The sequence below is a fragment of the Ruegeria sp. BHSC223 genome (assembly GCF_059613025.1).
Window position 1 is genome coordinate 84,234 of the sequence record NZ_JBXWRR010000009.1, and the last position, 24,249, is coordinate 108,482.

General features: G+C 63.5%; 21 protein-coding genes and 1 tRNA gene. 13 read left to right on the forward strand and 9 right to left on the reverse strand.

Going from position 1 to position 24,249, the window contains the following annotated elements:
* Window positions 1-45: 45 nt before the first annotated feature.
* The 3 genes from AC2FNY_RS14540 to AC2FNY_RS14550 are packed head-to-tail and all read right to left on the reverse strand — an operon-like array spanning window position 46 to window position 2,711.
* Window positions 46-1,371 carry a TRAP transporter large permease gene (locus AC2FNY_RS14540; RefSeq protein WP_496802894.1) on the reverse strand — a complete coding sequence of 442 codons (1,326 nt, stop codon included), beginning with the start codon at window positions 1,369-1,371 and terminating at the stop codon, window positions 46-48.
* 1 nt (window position 1,372) lies between these two features.
* On the reverse strand, window positions 1,373-1,909 hold the full coding sequence (locus AC2FNY_RS14545; protein WP_496802895.1) for a TRAP transporter small permease subunit: 537 nt from the start codon (window positions 1,907-1,909) through the stop codon (window positions 1,373-1,375).
* Window positions 1,910-1,925: 16 nt separating this feature from the next.
* On the reverse strand, window positions 1,926-2,711 hold the full coding sequence (locus AC2FNY_RS14550) for an N-formylglutamate amidohydrolase (protein WP_496802921.1): 786 nt from the start codon (window positions 2,709-2,711) through the stop codon (window positions 1,926-1,928).
* Between the two features lie 104 nt (window positions 2,712-2,815).
* On the opposite strand from AC2FNY_RS14550, the gene AC2FNY_RS14555 reads away from it, so the two are divergent.
* The 4 genes from AC2FNY_RS14555 to AC2FNY_RS14570 all read left to right on the forward strand — a co-directional run bounded on the left by AC2FNY_RS14555 (window position 2,816) and on the right by AC2FNY_RS14570 (window position 5,994).
* Window positions 2,816-3,688: a MurR/RpiR family transcriptional regulator gene (locus AC2FNY_RS14555; RefSeq protein ID WP_234136251.1), complete on the forward strand. Its 873-nt coding sequence runs from the start codon at window positions 2,816-2,818 to the stop codon at window positions 3,686-3,688.
* A 99-nt stretch (window positions 3,689-3,787) separates the two neighbouring features.
* Window positions 3,788-4,726 (forward strand): pirin family protein, encoded by a 939-nt coding sequence (locus tag AC2FNY_RS14560; RefSeq protein ID WP_496802896.1) that lies wholly within the window; start codon window positions 3,788-3,790, stop codon window positions 4,724-4,726.
* A 186-nt stretch (window positions 4,727-4,912) separates the two neighbouring features.
* Window positions 4,913-4,989: transfer RNA gene (locus AC2FNY_RS14565), tRNA-Asp, on the forward strand.
* 117 nt (window positions 4,990-5,106) lie between these two features.
* Entirely contained in the window at window positions 5,107-5,994 is an 888-nt protein-coding gene (locus tag AC2FNY_RS14570) for a glycosyltransferase family 2 protein (RefSeq protein ID WP_234166209.1), read from the forward strand.
* Between the two features lie 26 nt (window positions 5,995-6,020).
* On the opposite strand, the gene AC2FNY_RS14575 is transcribed toward AC2FNY_RS14570, so the two are convergent.
* Window positions 6,021-7,409 (reverse strand): M20/M25/M40 family metallo-hydrolase, encoded by a 1,389-nt coding sequence (locus AC2FNY_RS14575; protein ID WP_234166210.1) that lies wholly within the window; start codon window positions 7,407-7,409, stop codon window positions 6,021-6,023.
* A 317-nt stretch (window positions 7,410-7,726) separates the two neighbouring features.
* Between AC2FNY_RS14575 and hemA the strand changes: the two genes are divergently transcribed.
* The 3 genes from hemA (at window position 7,727) to ispG (ending at window position 11,485) form a co-directional block, all read left to right on the forward strand.
* Window positions 7,727-8,950 (forward strand): 5-aminolevulinate synthase, encoded by a 1,224-nt coding sequence (gene hemA, locus AC2FNY_RS14580; protein ID WP_496802897.1) that lies wholly within the window; start codon window positions 7,727-7,729, stop codon window positions 8,948-8,950.
* 132 nt (window positions 8,951-9,082) lie between these two features.
* Window positions 9,083-10,288 carry a helix-turn-helix domain-containing protein gene (locus AC2FNY_RS14585; protein WP_496802898.1) on the forward strand — a complete coding sequence of 402 codons (1,206 nt, stop codon included), beginning with the start codon at window positions 9,083-9,085 and terminating at the stop codon, window positions 10,286-10,288.
* Window positions 10,289-10,357: 69 nt separating this feature from the next.
* Window positions 10,358-11,485, forward strand: a complete 1,128-nt coding sequence (ispG, locus tag AC2FNY_RS14590; RefSeq protein WP_234145414.1) for a flavodoxin-dependent (E)-4-hydroxy-3-methylbut-2-enyl-diphosphate synthase — start codon at window positions 10,358-10,360, stop codon at window positions 11,483-11,485.
* A gap of 7 nt (window positions 11,486-11,492) precedes the next feature.
* Here the strand turns inward: ispG and AC2FNY_RS14595 are convergent, their stop codons facing one another.
* The 3 genes from AC2FNY_RS14595 to AC2FNY_RS14605 form a co-directional block, all read right to left on the reverse strand.
* Window positions 11,493-11,753, reverse strand: a complete 261-nt coding sequence (locus tag AC2FNY_RS14595) for a hypothetical protein (protein ID WP_234136258.1) — start codon at window positions 11,751-11,753, stop codon at window positions 11,493-11,495.
* 103 nt (window positions 11,754-11,856) lie between these two features.
* Complete coding sequence (locus AC2FNY_RS14600; protein WP_234137008.1) at window positions 11,857-12,615, reverse strand: DsbA family protein; 759 nt, start codon at window positions 12,613-12,615, stop codon at window positions 11,857-11,859.
* Window positions 12,615-13,961 (reverse strand): M48 family metalloprotease, encoded by a 1,347-nt coding sequence (locus tag AC2FNY_RS14605; RefSeq protein ID WP_496802899.1) that lies wholly within the window; start codon window positions 13,959-13,961, stop codon window positions 12,615-12,617. Before AC2FNY_RS14605 ends, AC2FNY_RS14600 begins: the two co-directional genes overlap by 1 nt.
* Window positions 13,962-13,983: 22 nt before the next feature.
* On the opposite strand from AC2FNY_RS14605, the gene AC2FNY_RS14610 reads away from it, so the two are divergent.
* The 4 genes from AC2FNY_RS14610 to prfB all read left to right on the forward strand — a co-directional run bounded on the left by AC2FNY_RS14610 (window position 13,984) and on the right by prfB (window position 20,358).
* Window positions 13,984-15,129: a pyridoxal phosphate-dependent aminotransferase gene (locus AC2FNY_RS14610; protein ID WP_496802900.1), complete on the forward strand. Its 1,146-nt coding sequence runs from the start codon at window positions 13,984-13,986 to the stop codon at window positions 15,127-15,129.
* A gap of 61 nt (window positions 15,130-15,190) precedes the next feature.
* Window positions 15,191-16,408 (forward strand): N-acetylmuramoyl-L-alanine amidase, encoded by a 1,218-nt coding sequence (locus AC2FNY_RS14615; RefSeq protein ID WP_496802901.1) that lies wholly within the window; start codon window positions 15,191-15,193, stop codon window positions 16,406-16,408.
* 155 nt (window positions 16,409-16,563) lie between these two features.
* The gene (locus tag AC2FNY_RS14620; protein WP_496802902.1) at window positions 16,564-19,050 is read left to right on the forward strand and encodes a penicillin-binding protein 1A; all 2,487 of its coding nucleotides are present in this window, start codon (window positions 16,564-16,566) and stop codon (window positions 19,048-19,050) included.
* 180 nt (window positions 19,051-19,230) lie between these two features.
* Entirely contained in the window at window positions 19,231-20,358 is a 1,128-nt protein-coding gene (gene prfB / locus AC2FNY_RS14625) for a peptide chain release factor 2 (protein WP_234136263.1), read from the forward strand.
* Between the two features lie 96 nt (window positions 20,359-20,454).
* On the opposite strand, the gene AC2FNY_RS14630 is transcribed toward prfB, so the two are convergent.
* Window positions 20,455-20,886, reverse strand: a complete 432-nt coding sequence (locus AC2FNY_RS14630) for a VOC family protein (protein WP_234176044.1) — start codon at window positions 20,884-20,886, stop codon at window positions 20,455-20,457.
* A 134-nt stretch (window positions 20,887-21,020) separates the two neighbouring features.
* Here AC2FNY_RS14630 and AC2FNY_RS14635 point away from each other — a divergent pair, with 134 nt between their 5' ends.
* Entirely contained in the window at window positions 21,021-22,427 is a 1,407-nt protein-coding gene (locus tag AC2FNY_RS14635; RefSeq protein ID WP_234215928.1) for an amidase, read from the forward strand.
* A 27-nt stretch (window positions 22,428-22,454) separates the two neighbouring features.
* Window positions 22,455-23,234 (forward strand): DUF2189 domain-containing protein, encoded by a 780-nt coding sequence (locus AC2FNY_RS14640; RefSeq protein WP_496802903.1) that lies wholly within the window; start codon window positions 22,455-22,457, stop codon window positions 23,232-23,234.
* Window positions 23,235-23,283: 49 nt separating this feature from the next.
* Here AC2FNY_RS14640 and AC2FNY_RS14645 read toward each other — a convergent pair whose 3' ends face one another.
* A complete protein-coding gene (locus AC2FNY_RS14645; RefSeq protein WP_234136267.1) occupies window positions 23,284-24,042 on the reverse strand; it encodes a helix-turn-helix domain-containing protein in 759 nt (252 codons plus the stop codon).
* Between the last annotated feature and the right edge of the window lie 207 nt (window positions 24,043-24,249).

Consider the following 24,249-nt stretch of genomic DNA (forward strand, 5'->3'; position numbering starts at 1 on the left):
CCAGTTGAAAAAGGGGTGGATTGGATGTCCCGGTTCGCTCCGGGATCACTTGTTGTAGACATATTCAGGCAGCCACAGTGCGATCTGCGGAAAGGTCATGATGATCGCCAGCGCCAAGGTCATCACCAGCACGAAAGGCAGGATCGAGCCGTAGATATCGCGCAGGGTGATCTCGGGCGGGGCCATGGCCCGCATCAGGAACAGGTTATAGCCGAATGGCGGTGTCATATAAGCGATTTGTGTCGTGATGGTATAAAGCACACCATACCAGATCAGGTCGAAGCCAAGCGCGCCCACCAGCGGCACGTAAAGCGGTGCCACGATCACCAGCATCGCGGTGTCGTCTAGGAAGGTGCCCATCACGATGAAGCTGAGCTGCATCAGGATCAGGATCATCCAGGGGTTGAGGCCCAGTTTCTCGGTAAAGAGGTTCTCGATCGCCTTGACCGCGCCCAGCCCGTCGAACACCGCGCCAAAGGCCAGTGCGGCCAGGATGATCCACATGAACATGCAGGAGATGCCCAGGGTGGAGCGGACCGAAACCTCGAACACCTGACGGGTCATCCGGCCCTTGAGCACGGCGGCCAGAAAGGCCGTGAGCGCGCCGATGGCCGAGCTTTCGACGAGCGAGGTCCAGCCGTTCACAAAGGGCACCATCATCGCGGCAAAAATACCCAGCGGCAGCAGGCCCGCGCGCAACAGGCGCAGTTTCTCACCCATCGGCACGTCACGCTCTTCAGCCGACAGCGCCGGACCAAGGGCCGGGTTCAGCTTGCAGCGGATGGCGATGTAGAGGATGAACATGGCGGCCATCATCAGGCCCGGCAGCACGCCCGCCAGCCAGAGCTGGCCCACCGGCTGGCGCGCGATCATCGCGTATAGCACCAGCACCACCGACGGCGGCACCAGGATCCCCAGGCTGGATCCGGCCTGGATCACCCCCGTGACCATCTTCTTGTCATAGCCGCGTTTGAGAAGCTCGGGCAGGGCGATGGTGGCACCGATGGCCATGCCCGCCACCGAAAGCCCGTTCATTGCCGAAATCAGCACCATCAGCCCGATGGTGCCGATCGCCAGCCCGCCATTCAACCCGCCCATCCAGACATGGAACATCTTGTAGAGGTCGTCGGCGATCTTGGATTCCGACAGCACGTAACCCATGAAGATGAACATCGGCAGGGTCAGCAGCGGATACCATTTCATCAGCTTCATCGCCGCCGAGAAACCGATATCATAGCCGCCCCGGTCGCCCCACAGCAGCAGCGAGGCCAGCACCGCGACAAAGCCGATGGCGCCGAACACGCGCTGGCCGGTCATCAGCATCACCATCATGGTGGAAAACATCAGGATGGCGATCAGTTCATAGGACATCTCAGATCACCTCGCGCGGGATATGTTCGCCACGGATCCGCAGAATGTCCTTGGCCAGTTCGGACAGGGCCTGCAGCAGCATCAGAAACAGGCCCGCGCACATGATGGTCTTGATCGGCCACAGCACCGGGCGCCAGGCGGTCGGGCTGCGCTCGCCATATTGGAAGGAATAGCTGAGGCTGTCGTAGCCGCCATAAAGGAGCACGCCGAGATAGAAGATCAGGAACAGCACGGTAATCGCGTCGGTCCAGGCCTTGCGCCGGTCCGACCATTCGCCATAGAGCAGGTCCATCCGCACATTCGACCCCATCTGGATCGAATAGGGACCGCCCAGGATGTAATATGCGACCATGGCGAATTGCGCCATTTCCAGCGTCCAGAGCGAGGGGTTGATATCGAGCCCCAGATCGCTGCCGACCTTGGAGAAGCTCGACCACAGCAGGATCGCCATCATCACGAAGATACCATACATCACCAGCCGCCCGATCCAGCGGTTCATCCGGTCGACGATGCGGATATAGGCGCGCAGCGCGGTCATTTCGGGATGCCTCCGGTCATGCCTGTGCCCCTGCGGGTGCAAGCGTTTCGATCATCCCGGCCAGCATCGGGGCCAGCAGCCCGGTGATGCGGTTGACGCCCGAAGGCGTGTCGATCAGGTCGTTTCGGACCTCGATCATCACGTTGGGCAGTCCGCGCGCGATGGCATGTTCGCGCAGGGTATGGGTCACGCCGTCGGTGGCGGAATAGGGCTCGTTCAGCGCGGCCTTGAGACCCGACCCCTGCGCGGCGGTCAGCAGCAGCCGGGCCGCGCGGTCGTCGCTGTCATGCAGGATGCCCAGTTCGACACTACGCGTCCGACCCTGATAGACCGGGGTGAAGCTGTGCAGGGTGATCAGCACCAGCGGCGCGGGCCGGGTGTCGAGCGTTGCCGACAACAGCTGGCGGAACGGGTGATAAACCGCATCGGCGCGTCGGGTGCGCTGGGCGGGGCTCAGCTCCGCATTGCCCGGGATGGTGTAAATCTCGCTTTGCGCGGGCATGGCATCGGCGCGTTCGGGGGGGCGGTTGCAGTCATAGACCAACCGGCTGACACGGGAATAGACCAGCGGCGCATCCAGTGCGCCCGACAGCTCCACCGCCAGATCCATGGCGCCGATATCCCAGGCCGCGTGCGAGCGCGCCGCCTCGGGCGAGAGGCCCAGTCCCGACAGTGCGGCAGGGATGAACCGGCTGGCATGTTCGCACACCAGCACAGCGCGCCTTGTGCCACGGGCGTTCAGCACCCGCGCGGGCGGGCCTTCGACTGCGGACAGCAAGGGAGATTCGGCATCGCTTGACATGTGTAGCATTGGTTACAATCCCCAGCTCTCTGTCAATAAAATTTCTGTAGACATGATTACAGAAACGGATAACCTGTAAAAAACGCTAGAACAAAGGGCGGCCCGTGCCCGGCACATCGAAACTGGTCAAACAACGCATTCAGGACGAGACCGAGCACCTGACCCGGTCCGAACGTCAGTTGGCCTCGATCCTGTTGCAGGACTATCCGATGGGCGGGCTGCAATCGATCACCAAGCTGGCCGCCGCTGCCGGAGTTTCGACACCCACCGTGATCCGCATGGCGCGCAAGCTGGGGTTCGACGGGTTTCCCGCCCTTCAGGACGCACTACGCGAGGAAGTGGCGGCGCAGATCAAGAAGCCGATCTCGAAACGCGACGGCTGGGTGGTGGACGAAGGCGCCGAACACCCGCTGATGCGCTTTGCCCAGGTGGTCTGGGCCAATATGCGCCACACGCTGGAGCGGACAGACACCGCGCTGTTCGACCGCGCCGCCGCGATCCTGGCCGATACCACGCGCCCGCTTTACGTGGTGGGCGGGCGCATAACCCGCTCGAACGCGGACTATCTGTACAACCACATGCAGATCATCCGGCCCAATGTCACCATGCTGGGCAATTCGGCCAATGTCTGGCCGCAATACCTGCTGGACATGGATCAGAGCTCGGTCCTGGTGATCTTCGACATCCGCCGTTACGAGGCGCATCTGGAGAAACTGGCCCAGATCGCCAGCGAGCGCGGGGTCACGGTGATCCTGTTCACCGACCAATGGGGCTCGCCCATCGGGCGGGTGGCGAACCTAACTTTCAATGGCCTGGTCGAGGCGCCGTCGAGCTGGGACAGCACCATCGCGCTGCAACTGATTGTCGAGGCGCTGATTGCCGAAGTGCAGGGCGCACGCTGGGAAGAAAGCAAAGAGCGGATCGAGGAACTGGAGGCGATGTTCTCGTCCACCCGCCTGTTCCGAAGCCCCACCTGAAATTGTGCAAATTTGCACATAAAGGCGCAAATTCTTCTGAATTGTGCATTTTGCATCAGATGCTACCTTAGCCTCATCCCAACCGAACGGAGGTCTGAGATGAGCTGGAACCCCTTGCTGGATGCCGATATCCCCCTGGGCAACGATGTGGATGCCATAGAAACGGTGATCGTGCCGCGTGCCCGCGATCTGGGCGGGTTCGAGGTGCGCCGCGCCCTGCCGGCGCCGCGCCGCCAGATGGTCGGGCCGTTCATCTTCTTCGACCAGATGGGGCCGGCCGAGTTCCTGACCGGGCAGGGCATCGACGTGCGCCCGCACCCCCATATCGGGCTGGCCACCGTCACCTATCTTTACAAAGGGCGGCTGCATCACCGCGACAGTCTGGGTACCGACCAGTGGATCGAGCCGGGTGCTGTCAACTGGATGATAGCGGGCAATGGCGTCACCCATTCCGAACGCACCGATGGTCCGGCGCGTCAGGCACCGCTCAGCATGTTCGGCATCCAGACCTGGGTCGCGCTGCCCGAACACCTGGAAGAGACCGGCGCCAGCTTTGAACATGCCCCCGCCAGCGCGCTGCCGCTGCTCGAGGCAGAGGGCAAGCAGGTGCGGCTGGTGCTGGGTGATGCCTGGGGTGCTTCGGCGCCGGTCGAAACCACATCCGAGATGTTCTATGCCGACGCGCAGCTTGAACCCGGCGCGGCTCTGCCGCTGCCCGACAATCACGAGGATCGCGGCGTCTATGTCACCCAAGGATCGGTCGAGGTCGCCGGACAGAGATTCGAGGCGGGCCGGATGATGGTGTTCCGCCCCGGTGACCGTCTGAGCCTGAAGGCGGGTCCTCAGGGCGCACGGCTGATGCTGCTGGGCGGTGCCACGCTGGGCGGGCCGCGTCATATCTGGTGGAATTTCGTGGCCAGTTCGAAAGAGCGGATCGATGCGGCGAAAGAGGCCTGGCGCGCCGGGGATTGGCGCCATGGCCGGTTCCGACTGCCGCCCGGTGATGACGGCGAATTCACCCCGCTGCCAGTACGCTGATAGATGTCCGATAGCGGGGGAAACCGGGATAATGTTTTGAAATTAAAAACAATCCCGCCAGGCGGCTGACGCCTGGACCGAGAATTTCCTGACCCGTGGGCAAAAAAGTGAGAAACCCGCTTGACGATGCACGAGCCGCGCCATAATACACCCCAACGTTCCGCAGGGAACGCCAGATCACAGTGTGCGGTTGTAGCTCAGTTGGTTAGAGTACCGGCCTGTCACGCCGGGGGTCGCGGGTTCGAGCCCCGTCAACCGCGCCACTTCTCCCCACAGACCATCGAGTAGCTGGGACGATGGGCGCCTTGCGTCTCTCCGCCTCTTGCCTGTCACGTGCGCTTTCCTGTATCGGCTTGGGAAAACGGGCAGAGGTGTTTCAGGTGAAGGTAGACTCGAACACGGCGGTTGTGACGATCTGTCGGGACGACGCGTATTTCCTGACCCGCTTCGTGCAATATTATGGCGGGCTTTTCGGGCGCAACAACCTCTATATCATCAGCCATGGGGACGAGCCGCTGGTGCGCGAGCTGGCGCAGGGCTGCAACATCTTTCCGGTGCCCGCCATTGAAACAAGCCAGTTCACCATGCTGCACTGGCGCACCAAGAACCACCTCAAGAACGCGCTCAGGCAGTGGTACAAACACGTTCTGGTCTGTGACGTGGACGAGTTCGTGGTGGTCGATCCGTCGACGGGGATGAACCTGCGCACCTGGCTGGACGATGCGCCGGGGCGGACCGTATATACTGCGATGGGACTGGAGATCGTGCATCTGCGCGACCGCGAGAAGGACGATATCGGCGGCGGCATCCTGGGACCGCGCCGCCACGCGCAGGTGGCGCTGCACTATGCCAAACCCTGTATCGTATCACGCCCTGCCAAGATCGGGCGCGGCGGCCATTACGCCGAATACGAAAAGCTGAACATGCCGGATTTCCTCTACATGTTCCACATGAAGTATTGCGACTATGGGCTTTATGTCGAAACGCTCAATCGCCGCAACGCCTTCATCGAGAAGCAGAAAGAGGTGGCCGGTGACGGCACCGTGCGCACCAACCCGAAATGGTTCGCCGACGGGCGCGACGATGATGCGGTGTTCAGTGCCTTCGAGCGGCGACCGGTGGTCGAGAGCTTTGATCTGAGCCATGTGCGAGAGGTTATGCATTCCACCTGGGAGCAGCGCGGCGATGGGCTGTGGCATTTCCAGCGGCCCGAATATGACGAGCTCTACATGCTGCCCGTCCGGTTTGGCGGGGCCGACTGCGCCTGAGCCGGCCCCACGGGACGTGGCGCTGATCAGCGGGTCAGCGCATCCAGGATCCGCGCCCACGAGCGGATACCCTTGTGGAAGCTTTCCACATCATATTTCTCGTTGGGCGAATGGATGGCGTCGTCGTCATTGGCATAACCCACCAGCATCGAATCAAGCCCGAGCACCGATTTGAAGAACCCGACCACCGGGATCGAGCCACCCATGCCGGTGAACACCGCCTCGCGGCCCCATTCGTCGGACAGCGCGCCGCGGGCGGCCTCCATCTCGGGGCGGGTGATATTCATCACCGAGGCTTTCGACCCCTCCAGATCGTTGTCCCAGATCACCCCCGCATCGGGGCTGAGCTGTGCCTCGACATGTTTGCGGATCGCGACGCGCAGCTTGTCGGGGTCCTGATCGCCGACCAGCCGGCAGGTGATCTTGCAATGGGCCTGGGCCGGGATCACGGTCTTGGACCCAGCGCCGTTATAGCCGCCCCACAGCCCGTTTACTTCAAGCGTCGGGCGCGCCCATTGCTGTTCCAACGTCGAATAGCCCTGTTCGCCATGCGCCTGGCTATAGCCGACCGAGCTGAGGTACTCACCCTCGTCGAAGCCGCAATTTTCCCATTGCCGCAGCTGCTCGGCGGGCACTTCGTGCACGCCTTCGTAGAAGCCTTCGACCGCGACGCGGCCCGTCTCTTCGTCATAGAACGAGGTTACGATGCGCGACAGCTCGCGCAGCGGGTTCAGGCCGGGGCCACCGTAATGGCCCGAATGCAGGTCGATGCGCGGGCCGGTGATGGTGAATTCATCCTTGAGCATGCCGCGCAGCTGCGCGGCGATCGACGGCACCCCGCGCGACACCATCGAGGTGTCACAGACCAGCGCGATATCGGCCTTCAATTCTTCGGCATTGGCCTGAAGGAAGGGCACCAGCGAGGGCGAGCCGCTCTCCTCCTCGCCCTCGAAGAAAAAGGTGATCCGGCAGGGCAGGGTGCCATGCACCGCCTTCCAGGCGCGGCAGGCCTCGACAAAGGTCATCAACTGGCCCTTGTCGTCCGAAGACCCGCGGCCCCGGATCACGCGCCCGTTCGGCGTGTCCTCGATCTGCGGTTCGAACGGCGGGCTGGTCCACAGGTTCAGCGGGTCGACCGGCTGCACATCGTAATGGCCGTAAAACAACACATGCGGGGCGTCGTCATGATCAGCGGCCACATGGCCCACCACCATCGGGCGGCCCGGCGTGACCCGCTTTTCGGCGGTAATGCCGATCCCGGCCAGATCGGCCACCAGCCAGTCCGCGGCCTGGTCGCAGGCCTCGGCATAGGCCGGATCGGTCGAGATCGAGGGGATGCGCAGCAGCTCCATCAGCCGGTCGATGGCGGCGGGCAGGTCGGTGTCGATACGCGAGAGGACGTCGTCGAGAGACATCGGGCGGTTCCTTGTCTTGCGGGATATTCGGAGCGGAGCCTAGCAGCCCCGCCCGCCCTGTCCAGTGGCCGACGTTCACGATGGGAAACCGCGCAAAAAGATTGCGTCACCTGCTGACGTTTTTCACGCTTGGTAAGGCGCTCCTTGTCTTGTCCCCGAAAAAGCGGCGGTTTAATTGACGCAAGTCAAGGCTGCGACATCGGGGCCGGATGTAACAGTTGAAAAAATGATGCGCCGCAGATATCCATTCACGAACGCGAATGTGGCGTAGAGCCTGACCTGCCGCAACCCGGCCGCACGATACGAAGGAGGATCCGGTGGACTATTCGGTTAAACTCGACGCCGCCATTCAGAAGCTTCACGACGAAGGCCGCTATCGCACCTTCATCGACATCGAACGGCGCAAGGGCCATTTCCCACATGCGATCTGGACCCGTCCGGACGGCAGCGAGAAAGAGATCACCGTCTGGTGCGGCAACGATTATCTGGGCATGGGCCAGCAACCGGTCGTGCTGGAGGCGATGCAAGAGGCGCTGACCGCCGCTGGTGCCGGTTCGGGCGGCACCCGCAACATTTCCGGCACTACCGTCTATCACAAGCGGCTCGAGGCCGAACTGGCCGATCTGCATGGCAAAGAGGCAGCGCTGCTGTTCACCTCGGCCTATATCGCCAATGACGCAACGCTGAGCACCCTGCCCAAGCTGTTCCCCGGCCTGATCATCTATTCAGACGCGCTCAACCATGCTTCGATGATCGAGGGCGTGCGTCGTAACGGCGGCGCCAAGCGTATCTTCCGCCACAACGACGTGGCGCATCTGCGCGAGCTGCTGGCCGCCGACGACCCGGCCGCGCCCAAGCTGATCGCTTTTGAATCGGTCTATTCGATGGACGGCGATTTCGGCCCCATCGAAGAGATCTGCGACCTGGCCGACGAAATCGGCGCCCTGACCTATATCGACGAGGTGCACGCGGTCGGCATGTACGGTCCGCGCGGTGGCGGCGTGACCGAGCGTGACAACCTGGCCCATCGCATCGACATCATCAATGGCACCCTGGCCAAGGCCTATGGCGTGATGGGCGGCTATATCGCGGCCAGCGCGAAAATGTGCGATGCCATCCGCTCTTATGCGCCGGGTTTCATCTTTACCACCTCGCTGCCACCGGCGGTTGCGGCAGGCGCTGCGGCCTCGGTCGCCTATCTGAAGAATGCGCAAGAGCTGCGCGACCAGCATCAGACCCAGGCCCGCATCCTGAAAATGCGGCTCAAGGGGCTGGGCCTACCGCTGATCGACCACGGCAGCCATATCGTGCCGGTGATCGTGGGCGACCCGGTGCACACCAAGAAGCTGAGCGATATGCTGCTGGAAGATTTCGGTATCTATGTGCAGCCGATCAATTTCCCCACCGTGCCACGCGGAACCGAACGCCTGCGCTTTACCCCGTCGCCGGTGCATGGTCCCAAGGAAGTGGACAAACTGGTAAAGGCGATGGATGCGCTTTGGTCGCATTGTGCGCTAAATCGCGCCGAATTGGCGGGTTGAAAACACGCGCCCGTGTGCAAATCCTTTGTCCTATGATAGGGTTGAGGATAACAACAGGCACGGACGAATCGTTATGGGGACGATTCTTGGCGCTGTCAGTAGCTTCTGGCAGCCAACTTTGGGGCGGCAGGAATGATCGGGCGCAGGTCTCAGCGCAAGTCGACACACGTAGAGGAGGAGAAGCCGCGCGGCTTCGACGACTTCGAGCTGCGTCTGGGCGATACCATGCGCGGCGAACGCGCGACCATGGGGAAGTCGCTGCTGGATGTGCAGCGCGAGTTGCGGATCAAAGCCAACTACATTGCTGCCATCGAGAATTGCGATCCGTCCGCATTTGACACTCCGGGTTTCATCGCTGGTTACGTACGCTCGTACGCCCGCTATCTGGGGATGGACCCCGACGATTGCTTCACCAAATTCTGCGCCGAAAGCGGCTTTGAGGTGGCGCATGGCATGTCCGCGCAGGCGTCCAGCGTCAAGAAGCCTGGTGCCACCCCGCAACGCCGCCAGGCGGCCAGTGATCCGTTCATTGCCCCCAATACACCCTTTGCGCCGGGTCGAGATTCGTTCCTGTCGCAGATCGAGCCGCGCGCCGTTGGCTCGGTTCTCGTGTTGGCTGCACTGATCGGCGGTATTGGTTTTGGCGGCTGGTCGGTTCTGAAAGAGGTTCAGCAGGTGCAGGTGGCACCTGTCGAACAGGCACCACTTGTACTATCCGATCTCGATCCTCTGAACGGCGCTGGCGACACGCTGCAATCCGTGATGGCACCGCCCTCGGTCGAGGCACTTGACCGGCTCTACCGTCCGCAAGCTCTGGACGTGCCGGTGTTGGTAGCGCGAGACGCACCCATCGCTACGCTGGACCCGCGTACAGTGGGTAATTTCCAGCCCCCCGAACTGCCCGAAGTGCAGCTGAGCGAGACGCAGCGCGCGGTTGAGGCTCTGTTGCCGCAGGTGGTCGAGGAGATTGAACCGACGCTCAAGATCGTTGCCGTCAGCCCAGCCTGGATGCGGGTTACCGCCGCCGATGGCAGTGTGATCTTCGAAGGGACTCTGGGCACGATCGAACAGGGCAATGTCTATGAGGTGCCGCTGACCGAGGAGCCGCCGAAGCTTCTGGTGGGCGAATCCGGTGGTGTCTATTTCAGCATGAATGGCGCGCATTACGGTCCGATCGGGGCACGTGGCACCGTCACGCGCAATGTGGTCCTGTCAATGGATGCAGTTGACGAACGGTTCGATGTCGCCGATCTAGAGGCCGATCAGAACAACGCCCTGCGCCAGTTGCTGGTGGCCGAGGCGCAGAGCACCCAGCCCCAACAGGCCGCCGCCGACTGATCCGCTTGCCGCCAACGGCGCGGGGGCCTATCTAGGGGGCAACCCGTCCCGCTGAACAGGCTTGTCCCCATGTCCCACAATCCCGTGCGCCCCTGGCGCAATGTCTATCGCCGCAAATCGCGCCAGATCATGGTGGGCAACGTGCCTGTGGGCGGCGATGCGCCGATCTCGGTCCAGACGATGACCAACACGCTGACCACCGATGTGGCCGCCACCGTGGCCCAGGTGCAGGCGGCGGCCGAGGCGGGGGCGGATATCGTGCGGGTCTCGGTCCCGGACGAGGCCAGCGCGCGGGCCCTGCGCGAGATCGTGCGCGAAAGCCCGGTGCCGATCGTGGCCGATATTCATTTCCACTATCGCCGCGGGATCGAGGCGGCCGAGGCGGGCGCGGCCTGCCTGCGCATCAACCCCGGCAATATCGGCAGCCCGGACCGGGTGCGCGAGGTGATCAAGGCGGCGCGCGATCACGGCTGTTCGATCCGGATCGGGGTGAATGCCGGAAGCCTGGAAAAGCACCTGCTGGAGAAATACGGCGAGCCGTGTCCCGAAGCGATGGTGGAAAGCGGGCTGGAACATATCCGCATCCTGCAGGACAACGATTTCCACGAGTACAAGATCAGCGTGAAGGCCAGCGACGTGTTCCTGTCGGCCGCCGCCTATCAGGGCATTGCCGAGGCCACCGACGCACCCATTCACCTTGGTATCACCGAGGCGGGCGGGCTGGTCAGCGGCACCATCAAATCGGCCATCGGCCTGGGGAACCTTTTGTGGATGGGGATCGGTGACACGATCCGCGTCAGCCTCAGCGCCGATCCGGTCGAAGAGGTGAAGGTCGGCTACGAGATCCTCAAGTCGCTGGGTCTGCGCCATCGCGGCGTCAACATCATCTCGTGCCCCAGCTGCGCGCGGCAGGGGTTTGACGTGATCAAGACGGTCGAGGCGCTGGAGAAGCGGCTGGAGCACATCAAGACGCCGATGAGCCTGTCGATCATCGGCTGCGTGGTGAACGGTCCGGGTGAGGCGCTGATGACCGATGTGGGTTTCACGGGCGGCGGCGCCGGGTCGGGCATGGTCTATCTGGCGGGCAAGGCCAGCCACAAGATGTCCAACGAGCGCATGATCGATCATATCGTCGAAGAGGTCGAGAAAAAGGCCGCCGCGCTCGAGGCGGCCTCCGCCGCCGAAGCGGCGGAGTAGAGCCGGGCTATCCGGCGCGGGCCAATGGGGCGGCGTGCCGGCTGCGCGACTGGGTCAGATCGCGCGACAGCCGCGCGATCCGGGCTTCCTTCATCGACAGTTCCAGATCCAGTCCCTCAAGCGTGCGGCGCAGGTCCTGTATCCGGTCCGTCTGTTGCCGGATATGGAACTGCGACAGGCGCAGCCTGCGCGCGGTAAGATACCAGAGCGCAAAGAATCCGACGGCGGGCAACAGGCCCGCAAGGGGGGCAAGGGTAATCATATCCATGCCCCGAGCCTAACCGCAAAAAGGTTAAAAACCCGGTGATGCCCATCACGAAAATCTGGGCATTTTCGGGGCAGCGGCGCCGACCCTGGCCGGCGCCATCAGATCAGCTGCGTTCGGCGCGCAACGCGTCCGCGACCTGCTGCATCTGGTCGGCAGGCAGATAGCCGCGCAACATCTCGGTTTCCATCACGAAGGATGGGGTGCCGGAAATGTTCAGTCGCTGCGCCAGCGCTCGTGTTTCGGCCAGGCGGCGGGTGACTTCTTCGCTTTCCATCTCCGCCAGGATGGCGTCGGTATCAAGCCCCAGCCCCTCGCCGATACGGCGTAATGCGACGGCGTCGGCCTCGCCGGTAAAGTCGAGCAGCGCGTCATGCACCTGTTTATAGGCATCCGGCCCCGCCACGATCAGGGTGGCCACGGCAAAGCGGGACGAGGCCAGCGAGGCCTCGCCCAGAATCGGGAATTCCTTGATGATCAGGCGGATATTGCCATCCGATTGCAGCAGTTCGGCCACCTCGGGCACGGCGCGGCGGCAATAGCCGCAGCGGTAATCCATGAACTCGACCAGGGTGATGTCGCCCTCGGGGTTGCCGCCGACCCAGGAATAGCCGTCATTGAACAGCTCTTCGGCATTGACCTGCACCAGGTGCAGATCCTGCTGCGCCTCTTCCTGCGCCTTGCGCTGTTCCAGCAGGTTCACCGCCTCGATGATCACCTCGGGGTTTTCCAGCAGATAGGCGCGCACCTGCTCGCCAAAGGCGGCGCGCTGGTCGGGGGTCATGTCGGACAGGTCCAGCGCCTGGGCCGGGACCGAGAGAAGCGACAGGGCCGTCACGGCCGGGGCGATATGGCGGAGCATCATCATTTCCTTTTCACTGAGCGTTCCGATGCCAACAGCACATCCTGCGCCCGTTGCCAACCGGGAGATCCGGTGGGCAGGGCGCCAACGGCGCGTTTGGCGTGAATAAGAGCGTCTTCGGGGCGGCCCTGAAGCGCATAGCGTTCGGCGGTCACCATCGAGGCCATGCCGTCATTGCCAAGCTTGGCATAGGCAACGGCCAGATCGCGCAACATGCGCAGGTCGCGATATTCGCGGGCGCGGGCGCGTTCCAGCACGTCCAGCGCGGCGCGGTCCTGTCCGGCGCTCAGCAGCGCGCGGCCATATCCCGCCAGGATCAGCGCGTTGTTGGGGGCAAGGTCCACCGCCTGTTCATAGGTGGCGACGGCGGATTGGGTCTGTCGGTGCTCCATCAGGATCTGGCCCTTGAGTTCCACATAGAACGGGTCCTCGGGGCGCAGCGCGATGGCGCTGTCGATGGCGGCGCGGGCGCGGGACAGGTTGCGGTCGCGGTGCCAGGCGATTGCCTCGCGCATCAGGCGGATGTCGCGATGTGCTTCCTCGGGCGCGCGCCCCAATGTCCATTTCGAACTGCGCGAAAAGGCCGACAGCTTGCCGCGCACGCGCGCGAACCAATAGTCGGCATTGGGATTGTCGGGCGCCTTGTCGCCATAGGATTGCAAAAACGCCTCGGCGTTGCGGATGCGGTCGCGGGTCAGCGGGTGGGACTGCATATAGGGGTCCTGCCGCCCGACGCTCAGCAATTCCTGCCCGGCAAAGGTACGGTGCAGGTCGACCAGCCCGCGCAGGGAAATATCGGACCAGCGCAGATAGCTGGCGGCCGAATTGTCGGCCGCCGACTCTTCGGCCCGTGTATGTTTCAGAAAGCCGCGCAGGGCCGAGCTTTGCGTGCCCGCCGCGATCCCGGCAGCAGCCTCGCCGCCGCCCGCCGCCGCCGCGATCAGCGACAGGGCCAGGCCCAGCTTCGACAGGGTCTGCGCGTTTTCGAAATTGCCGATCCGCCGGGCGATATGGCCATTGGCGATATGGGCCGCCTCGTGCGCGATCACCGCTTGCAGGATATCGGCGCGGGCGACCTTCTGGATCAGGCCGGAATGGATGAAGATGGCATTGTGATCCAGCACAAAAGCGTTGAGCGAGCTGTCATCCACCACCAACAGCTTGACCCGGCGTGGGTTCAGCCCGGCGGCGCGCAGGATGGGAAAGGCCAGCTCCTCGAGCCCGTTTTCGATATCAGGGTCGCGCAGCAAGGTGATGGCCGAGGCGCTGCCTGCCGTGACCAGCCACAGCAAAGCAACCAGCAACAGGGCCGGGATTGACGCCAGCCGGGATACGCGGTCAAAAGCCATGGCCGCACATTGGGAGAATGCCGTGAGAAACTCAAGCCGATCCGCCGTCGATCCCTTTATCGTGATGGATGTGATGGAGGCTGCCCGCCGTGCCGAAGAGGCCGGGCGCCGCATCATCCACATGGAGGTGGGTCAACCCGGTACCGGCGCCCCCAAGGGGGCAGTAGAGGCATTGGCCAAGTCGTTGGAAACAGACGCTTTGGGTTATACCGTGGCGCTGGGCCTGCCGGCACTGCGCCAGCGCATCGCGCGGCTGTATGGCGAGTGGTACGGGGTCGATCTGAACCCCGAAAGGGTGGTGATCACGCCCGGGTCGTCCGGCGGATTCCTGCTGGCCTTTACCGCGCTTTTCGACAGCGGCGACCGGGTGGGGATCGGCGCGCCGGGATATCCCTCGTACCGCCAGATCCTGCGGGCGCTGGGGCTGGTGCCGGTCGATCTGCCCACAGCGCCGGAAAACCGGCTACAACCGGTGCCGGCGGATTTTGCCGGGCTCGATCTGGCCGGGCTGATGGTCGCCTCACCCGCCAATCCGACCGGTACCATGCTGGATCATGCCGCCATGGGTGCCCTGATCGAGGCGGCGCAGGCGCAGGGCGCCAGTTTCATCAGCGACGAGATCTATCATGGCATCGAATACGAGGCCAAGGCGGTGACCGCGCTGGAACTGACCGACGAGTGCTATGTGATCAACTCGTTCTCGAAGTATTTCTCGATGACCGGCTGGCGCGTGGGCTGGATGGTGGTGCCCGAGGATCAGGTGCGCGTGGTCGAGCGGATCGCGCAGAACATGTTCATCTGCGCGCCGCATGCCAGCCAGGTCGCGGCCCTGGCGGCGCTGGATTGTGAAGCGGAATTGCAAGCAAATCTGGATGTTTACAAGGCAAACCGCAAGCTGATGCTGGAGCGGTTGCCGCAAGCGGGCTTTACCCGCATCGCGCCACCCGACGGGGCCTTTTACGTCTATGCCGACGTGTCCGAGCTGACCGATGACAGCCGCGCCTTTGCCGCCGAGATCCTGGAACAGGCGGGCGTGGCGGTGACGCCAGGGCTGGATTTCGACCCTGTGCGCGGGGCCGGTACGCTGCGCTTTTCCTATGCGCGCGCCACGGCGGATATCGAGGAAGGGCTGGCGCGCCTCGAAGCCTTCATGAAGGCACGCGGATGATGGTTTGCGGCATCGGTCCGTCGCGGTATCGTGTGGGATACCGGCGAGAGAAAGCAGGGACATGAGCAGGATCATCCTTTTCATCGCGCTGATCTGGGCGGCGCTGCCGGCGCTGGCGCAGGATTTCAGCGGCCTGGCCCGTATCCGGCCCGACGAAAGCCGCATCGAGACGCTACCGCGCGGCGGGCTGCGCCTGGAACTGGGGTTGAGCCAGGGCGTGCCTTATCGGTTGTTCACGCTGGACGCGCCGCGTCGGTTGGTACTGGACTTCCAGGAAGTGGACTGGACCGGGCTGCGCGCCGAGGCGCTCGACCAGAGCGACAAGGTGCTGGCGGTGCATTTCGGCACCTATCTGCCGGGCTGGTCGCGCATGGTGCTGGAACTGGCCGCTCCGTTGGCCGTCGATCTGGTGGCGATGCAGGTGGACGAAGGAACCGGCGGCGCCCGGCTGGAGGTGTCCCTGCGCGCCTCGGACGAGGAAAGCTTTGCCGCCGCCGCGGGGGCGCCGCAAGACCCGCGCTGGGACCTGCCCGCGCCCGAGGCCCTGCCTGCGCTGCCCGAGCGCGGCGCGGACGCGCCGCTGCGGGTGGTGCTCGATCCCGGTCACGGGGGCATCGACCCGGGCGCCGAGACCGAGGGCGTGGTGGAGAAACACCTGATGCTGCGCTTTGCCCGCGAGTTGCGCGAGGTGCTGCTGCGGTCGGGCGGGTTCGAGGTGGTTCTGACCCGCGACGGCGATCATTTCGTGTCGCTGGAACGGCGCATCGCGCTGGCCCATGAGGCGGGGGCGGATGTGTTCATCTCGTTGCACGCGGATTCGCTGAGCGAGGGGCTGGCCCATGGCGCCACCGTGCATGTGCTGGCCGAAGAGGCCTCGGACATCGCATCGGCCAAGCTGGCCGAGCGGCATGACCGCGACGACCTGCTGGCGGGCGCCGATCTGAGCGCCATCGACGACCGGGTGACCGATGTGCTGCTGGATTTGGCGCGGCAGGAGACCCGCCCGCGCAGCGAGGCGTTGGCACGCGCGCTGGTCGATGGCATGACCCAGCAAGGCGGCCCGATGAACCGCCGCCCCCTGCGCGGAGCGTCGTTTTCGGTGCTCAAGGCCGCCGATATTCCCTCGGTCCTGATCGAGATCGGCTTTCTATCGAGTCCCCGCGATCTGAAAAATCTGCAGAACACAGAATGGCGCGCCGCGATGGCCGCGGGCATCCGCAACGGGTTGGAAAACTGGCGGCAGGCCGATCTGGAACGGCAGGGGCTGGTCCGGCAATAGCGCGTGCCTTGGGATGGAACCGGGGCGCTGCCCCGGACCCCGAGGTATTTTTCAACAGAAGAAAGTGGCACGTGGCGGCAAAACGGCGCCGGGCGTTTTGACCATGGCGCGCGACGCGCCTATATAGAGGCCACCGCGTTAAAAAGGCAGCCTACGTGATCCGGTTCATCCTCTCTTTCTTCGGGGCGATCTTCAGCCTCGTCACCTTGGGTGTTTTCATGGTCGCCCTGACCATCGGGGGCGTGTTCTGGATGTATGGCCGCGACCTGCCCAGTCACGAATCGCTGGCCCAGTACAAGCCGCCGACGATCAGCCGGATCTATTCGGGCGAGGGCCAGCTGATCGACGAATTCGCCAAGGAGCGGCGCCTGTTCACCCCGGCGGACGAGATCCCGGACCTGATCAAGCAAGCTTTCATCTCGGCCGAGGACAAGAATTTCTATACCCACCAAGGCTATGACATCCGCGGCATTGCTGCCGCCGGGGTCGAGGCGATCCGCTCGCGCGGCAGCAATGTGCGCGGCGCCTCGACGATCACCCAGCAGGTGATGAAGAACTTCCTCTTGTCCGGGGATCGTCGGGCAGAGCGCAAGATCAAGGAGATCATCCTGGCCGCAAGGCTGGAGCAGACGCTGAACAAGGAACAGATTCTCGAACTCTACATGAACGAGATCTTCCTCGGCCAGAACTCGTATGGCGTAACGGCCGCCGCGCAGACCTATTTCAACAAGACACTTGCCGAACTGGCCCCGCATGAGGCCGCGACGCTGGCCGCCATGCCCAAGGCGCCCTCGGATTATCACCCGGTGCGCGAGTATCAGCGGCTGCTGGACCGTCGCAACTATGTGCTGCGCGAGATGCGCGAGAACGGCTATATCGACAAGACCACCTATGAGGCCGAGCGCGCGATGCCGCTGCGCTCGGTCCAGAACGGCGACTTCGAGGGCTTCCGCACGGCCTTGCCGCCGCGTGACTATTTCACCGACGAGATCCGGCGCCAGCTGAGCGAGGGATTCGGCGAGGGGGAGTTCTTTACCGGCGGCTTCACCGTGCGCGCCTCGATCGACGAGGAGATGCAGGTCGAGGCCGCCCGCGCGCTGCGCGAGGCCTTGCAGAAATACGACCGTGGCCGCGGCAAATGGCACGGCACCGGCAAGAGCATCGAACCGGCCAAGCTGGGGGATGAGGATGTCTGGCGGGCAGAACTGGCAGCAACCGAGGTGCCGCGCGATGTGGATCTGGGCGGGCGCTGGCATCCGGCGGTGGTGCTGGGCGTTGGCGACCAGGAGCTGACCGTCGGTATCGAGGATGGTCCGGCCAAGGGGCGCGTGCCGCGCGCCGACATCAAGTGGATGAAGGGCAGCTTCAAGGACAATTTCGCGCTGGGCGATGTGGTGCTGGTGCGCAAGGCGGACGAGGACTGGTCGCTGCGCCAGGTACCCGAGGTGCAGGGCGGGTTCATGGCGATGGACGTGAATACCGGTCGCGTTCTCGCGATGCAGGGCGGGTTCAGCTATCAGGACTCGGTGTTCAATCGCGCCACCCAGGCGCAGCGTCAGCCCGGGTCGAGCTTCAAGCCCTTTGTCTATGCGGCCGCGCTGGACAGTGGCTATAGCCCGGCGACCATCGTGGTCGACGCGCCGATCGAGGTGAATACGCCGCAGGGCCTGTGGCGGCCCAAGAACGCGTCCAACAAGTTCTACGGCCCGACGCCGTTGCGGACCGGGATCGAACGGTCGCGGAACCTGATGACCATCCGTCTGGCGCAAGAGGTGTCGATGCCGGTGGTGGCGGGTTATGCCGAACGGTTCGGGGTCTATGACCACATGGGGCCGTTCCTGGCCAATGCGCTGGGATCGGAAGAGACAACGCTCTACAAGATGGTGGCGGCCTATGCCATGTTCGCCAATGGCGGCGAGCGGGTGGAACCGACCCTGGTCGACCGGATTCAGGACCGGTTCGGCAAGACCATCTATCGCCACGACAGGCGCGACTGCGTCGATTGCCTGTCGGACCGGCTGGCGCCGGATCAGTCACCGCGCATCGTGACCAACCGCGAGCGGGTGATGGATGCGATCACCGCCTATCAGCTGACTTCGATGATGCGTGGCGTGGTCGAACGCGGCACTGCGAGCGGCGCCGTGAACCTGCCGGTGCCCACGGCGGGCAAGACCGGTACCACCAACGACGCCAAGGACGTATGGTTCATCGGCTTCACCTCGAACATCGTGGCGGGTTGCTATATCGGTTATGACCGCCCACGCCCCCTGGGCCGGGGTGCCTCGGGCGGCGGCATGTGCGGCCCGGTGTTCCAGAGCTTCATGACCGAGGCGGTCAAGAAATACGGCGGTGGTCCCTTCGACATTCCGCCGGGGGGCCATTTCATCAAGATCGACCGCTTTTCCGGCGCCCGCCTTCCGGACGACGCGTCGGGCGACTATGTGGTGGCCGAGTATTTCCGGGATGGCGAAGAGCCGATCTTTGGCCTGACCTATGATGGCGGCTTTGCGATGGGGTCGAACCTGCCACTGGTCGAAGAGGTGCAGCAGGCCGGCCGGCAGGTCAGGACTTCGACTGGAGAGGTCACCACTGTGGGACCCAAGGCCAATTTCGGCACTGTCAGTTCGGGCGGGCTCTACTGAGGGGGCTGTCCCTGCCGCGCACTGCCCTGCAAAGGGGGGCGGCCCATCGATCCAGAGCCAGTTACGCGCCGGCCGCTGGGGGAAGGCCCTGATGGCCGCAAAAACATCGGGCCTCGCTTGCCCGCGCCCCGGCACTGGTTTATCAGGCTGTTTCACGAGAGAACGAGAGCAGGACAGCCCATGCGCGCCGAAATCCAGAACGTCGTGACCGACATCGAGAAATCCTTGCGCCTGCTGGCACAGCGGATGGATCACGAGACTGCGCAGCACCGGCTTGAGGAGTTCAACGCGCGGGTCGAGGATCCGAACCTGTGGGACAATCCGGAAAACGCCCAGAAGCTGATGCGCGAGCGTCAGACGCTGGTCGATGCGCTGGACATCTACAAGGGGATCGAGACCGATCTTGCCGACAACATCGAGCTGATCGAACTGGGCGAGATGGAAGATGACCAGGACGTGGTCAAGGATGCCGAGGCGGCGCTCAAGGCGCTGCGCGAGCGCGCCGCCGAGAAAGAGCTGGAGGCGCTGCTGGATGGCGAGGCCGACGGCAACGACACCTTTCTGGAGATCAATGCGGGTGCCGGTGGCACTGAAAGCTGCGACTGGGCCTCGATGCTGGCGCGGATGTATGTGCGCTGGGCCGAAAAGAAGGGCTACAAGGTCGAGCTGCAATCGGAAAGCGCGGGCGACGAAGCGGGGATCAAATCGGCGGCCTACAAGATTTCCGGTCACAACGCCTATGGCTGGCTGAAATCGGAAAGCGGGGTGCACCGGCTGGTGCGGATCTCGCCCTATGACGCGGCGGCCAAGCGGCACACCTCGTTCAGCTCGGTCTGGGTCTATCCGGTGGTCGACGACAATATCGAGATCGAGGTGAACCCCAGCGATATCCGCATCGATACCTACCGGTCCTCGGGTGCGGGCGGGCAGCACGTGAACACGACCGACTCGGCGGTGCGGATCACCCATATCCCGACCGGCATCGTGGTGACCAGTTCCGAGAAATCGCAGCACCAGAACCGCGACATCGCCATGAAGGCGCTGAAATCGCGGCTCTACCAGCAGGAGCTGGACCGTCGCAACGCAGAGATCAACGCCGCGCATGAGGCAAAGGGCGATGCCGGCTGGGGCAACCAGATCCGGTCTTACGTGTTGCAGCCCTATCAGATGGTCAAGGACCTGCGCACCGGGCACGAAACCAGCGACACCAAGGGCGTTCTGGACGGTGACCTGGACGGGTTCATGGCGGCGACGCTTGCCATGAAGGTTTCCGGCAAAAGCCGCGCCGACGCCCAGTCCGAGGACTGAGGCGGGCCGGGCAGGGGGCGCTGCCCCCGCCCAAAAAAATTCGTCGAATTTTTTTTGGCTCCCCCGGAGTATTTCTAGCGAAATGAAGCGGTGGGTTCAGGCCTGTTCCAACTCGATCAGATTGCCCTCGGGATCGCGCATGTAAAGCGCGCGGCAGGGGTGTTCGGCGCTGCCGAGATCGGTGATTTCGCCCTGCTGGCTGCCGCCTGCGGCCAGGATGGCGCGGGCTGTGGCCTCGATATCGGCGGTTGCAAAGGCAAGATGGCGCAAGCCCGGCGTGTCGGGCTGGGGTGGCGGGTGACCTGGGTTAAGGGCGAATTGCTGGATTTCGAGGAAGGGTGCGCCGCTATCGGGCAGGTTCAGCCAGATCGACAGGATCTCGGCCCCGGGAAGGCCGATGCCGCGCCCGACCCAGGCACCGCTCAGCCGGGTGGCCGACCGTCGGGGCGAACAGCCCAGCGCGGTACAGTAGAATTCGGCCAGCGCGGGGGCATCGCGAGCGATGAGGCTGACATGAGCAAGTCGCATGGGCCGATCCTATCGCAGGAGTGGTTCGCCGGGAAGCGGGCGATTGCAGAAAAGATACATGCAAACAGTGGGTTTAAATGCCGCCCCGGCGTCGCTAGGCTCGGTTCGAAACCAGCCTAGGGAGGCTCCGCCGCATGGATGTGATCCGTTCTTCCGCCAGTGATCTTCTCGGGGCGCTGCGTAGCGGGCAGCTGTCATCCGAGGCTGTGATGGAGGCCACGCTGGCGCGGATCACCGCCGTCAATCCCGAACTGAACGCCATCGTGGCGCTGCGTTCGGCAGAGGAACTGATGGCCGAGGCACGGGCGGCGGATGCGGTGGCGCCCGAGGCGCGCGGTGCGCTGCACGGCCTGCCGATCGCGATCAAGGATCTGGAAAGCATTGCCGGTGTGCCGACAACCATGGGCTCGCCGTTGTTTGCGGATTTTGTCCCGGACAAGGACAGTCTCTTGCCGTCACGCCTGCGGGCGGCCGGCGCGATCCTGATCGGCAAGACGAACGTGCCGGAGTTCGGGATCGGATCGCATACCTTCAACCCGGTCTATGGCGCGACGGGCAACCCCTATGCGCCGGCCCTGTCCTGTGGAGGGTCATCCGGCGGGGCGGCGGTGGCGCTGGCCACCGGCATGACGGCCCTGGCGGATGGGTCCGACGAAATGGGGTCGCTGCGCAATCCCGCGGCCTGGAACAACGTGTACGGCTTCCGTCCGACCTGGGGCACCGTGCCCCTCGATCCGGAGCGTGAATTGTTCCTGCATCAACTGGCCACGCTGGGCCCGATGGGGCGCAGCCCGGCGGATATCGGGATCATGCTGGATGTGATTGCCGGGTCGGATGCGCGCGTGCCTTTGTCGGTGAACGTTCCCAAGGCATCGCCGGTGTCCCCTGCGGATCTGAAGGGTGTCCGCATCGGCTGGCTGGGTGACTGGGGCGGTGCCTATGCGATGGAGTCGGGGATTCTCGAACTGTGCGAAAGCGGGTTGCGTGTGCTTGAGACGCTTGGTGCCGCAGTCGAACCGGTTCCGGCCCCGATGGACGCGGCGGCGATCTGGGAGGCCTGGCTGGACCTGCGATCCTGGGGCAAGGCCGGTTCGTTGGAGCCTTTGCTGCGCCAGAACCGGTCGGCGTTGAAGGATACCGCGATCTGGGAGATCGAACGCGGACTCGGCCTCTCGGCGATGGATGTCCACCGCGCCAGTGTCAAACGCTCGAACTGGTACAAGCGGTCGGTCGAGCTTTTCGATGAATTCGATGCACTGGTATTGCCCTCGGCGCAGGTCTGGCCCTTTGACGTGAACGTGCCGTATCCGAAGGAAATCGCGGGCCGCAGCATGGATACCTATCATCGTTGGATGGAGGTCACGATACCGATCGGTCTGATCGGCCTGCCATCACTGGCGGTTCCGGCCGGGTTCGGCCCCCAGGGCGTGCCCATGGGGTTCCAGATCTTTGGCCCGCGCGGCGGCGATGCGGCACTGCTGGCACTGGGCGAGGCCTATCACCAGGCCACGACCTGGCCGCAACGGCACCCGGCCATGTAGACGCGAGACAACAGAGAAGGAGCAGGCATGATCGAGAAACCTTTTGGTGTGCCGCCAATGCATCCGGCCAGCTTCGACATGCTGCGCCATGCGCTGGCGGCCGGGCTGCGCGATTACTTGCGGGCGCCGCTGTTCGGGCTGCTGTTTTCGGGTTTTTATGTGATGTCGGGTCTCTTGATGGCCTGGGTGACGGCCTGGACCGGCACCACCTTCTGGCTGGTGTTGGCCGCGATCGGTTTTCCGCTGCTTGGCCCCTTTGCCGCCGTTGGCCTCTATGAGGTATCGTACCGATTGGAACAGGGAGAGCCGCTGGATTTCGGAGAGATATTCGGCGTCGTGATCTTGCAGAGCCGCCGCCAGCTGCCCTCGATCTGCGCCATCATGGTGCTGGTCTTTCTGTTCTGGTTCTTCCTGGGCCACATGATCTTTGCCCTCTTCCTCGGCCTGTCGACCATGACCAATGTCTCCAGCTCTATGGAGGTGTTTCTCAGTCCCAACGGGTTGATGATGCTGGCGATGGGAACGGTTGTCGGCGCCGGTTTTGCGGCGTTGCTTTACATGATTACCGTAATGTCGATCCCGATGCTGCTGGACCGGGAACTGGATTTCGTGACGGCGATGATCGCGAGCTTCGGCTTTGTGACTTCGAACTTGGCGGTGATGCTGGCCTGGGCCGTGATTCTGGCGATGATGACTTTTGTCGCGATGGTACCCGGGTTCCTCGGTCTATTCCTGGTATTGCCTTGGCTCGGCCATGCCTCGTGGCATCTGTACCGTCAAGTCACGCGCGAAGACACCGCGCCCTGACGTGCGGCGGCCTGTTCGTCGGTCCGCTAGACCGTTGCTCGGCGCGGTGTCAAAGAAAGGGGTCGTCGGGACGCAGTAGGCGCCTGTGAAAAGGCAAAAGCTGATCAACATCCAGAAACCCGGCTTGGCGCGCTGTCTTCCAGATGGAGGACTTGTCGCGACCCAGGTGCTCGTAGACGAGCCGGGTGATTCGGTGGCCGCTGACCGGCTCGCGCACCGAGCGAGACACGTAGCCGACCCAGAAGTTGTTCTCAAACGAGGCCACCCGTGACAGGTAGTTGAACGAGAAGGTCATCGCGTTGCGGCGCGAGATCAACAGCGTCACCCCGTCATCCTCGCGGGTGACGTAGCCACGAAACTCGCGGGTCCGGGGATCATCAGGCAAATCCTGCTGCCGCATGGCCTCGAGAGCCTCGTAGCCGCGGATGTAAGTGGTGTTGCTTTCACGAAACACATAGACCAGTCCCAGAACGAATTTGCTCTCGTTTACGAAGCTGCGCCGGGTGAAGCGGTAGAAGCCGCTTGGAAAGTCGTCCTCGTTCAGACTGGTGACATCCGGGCCAAAGAACTCGGAGAGGACTGGACCTGACAGTATCTGGTCAGACACCGGGATGGCATCCACCGGGTCCAGCAGGATGCGCGCGTCGACATTAAAGAAATTGCATATCCGGTCCAGGACATCGGGGCGGGGAAAGCTCTCTCCTGACAGGTATCGGTTGAACTGGGTGCGGTTGATACCGAGTTGTCGCGAAAGCTCGGAGATGGAGGGGTAACGGCGTGACAGTCGGCGCAAGTTTTCGCCGAACATGTTGCGGAGCTCCGCCGGTGTCCTTGTTGTTTTTGTCATAGTGTCCCGAAACAGAATTGCTCATTTAGACCGAAACGTGAAGGGTGAGTGGTGGGTCCCTTCGGTCGACACTTAATCTGATACTATATGGCGTCATAATGGACGCCAAAGCGTGTCAGGAAGCTACCCTTCCAGACACAAAAAGCAATAGTCAGACACGCATTTTAC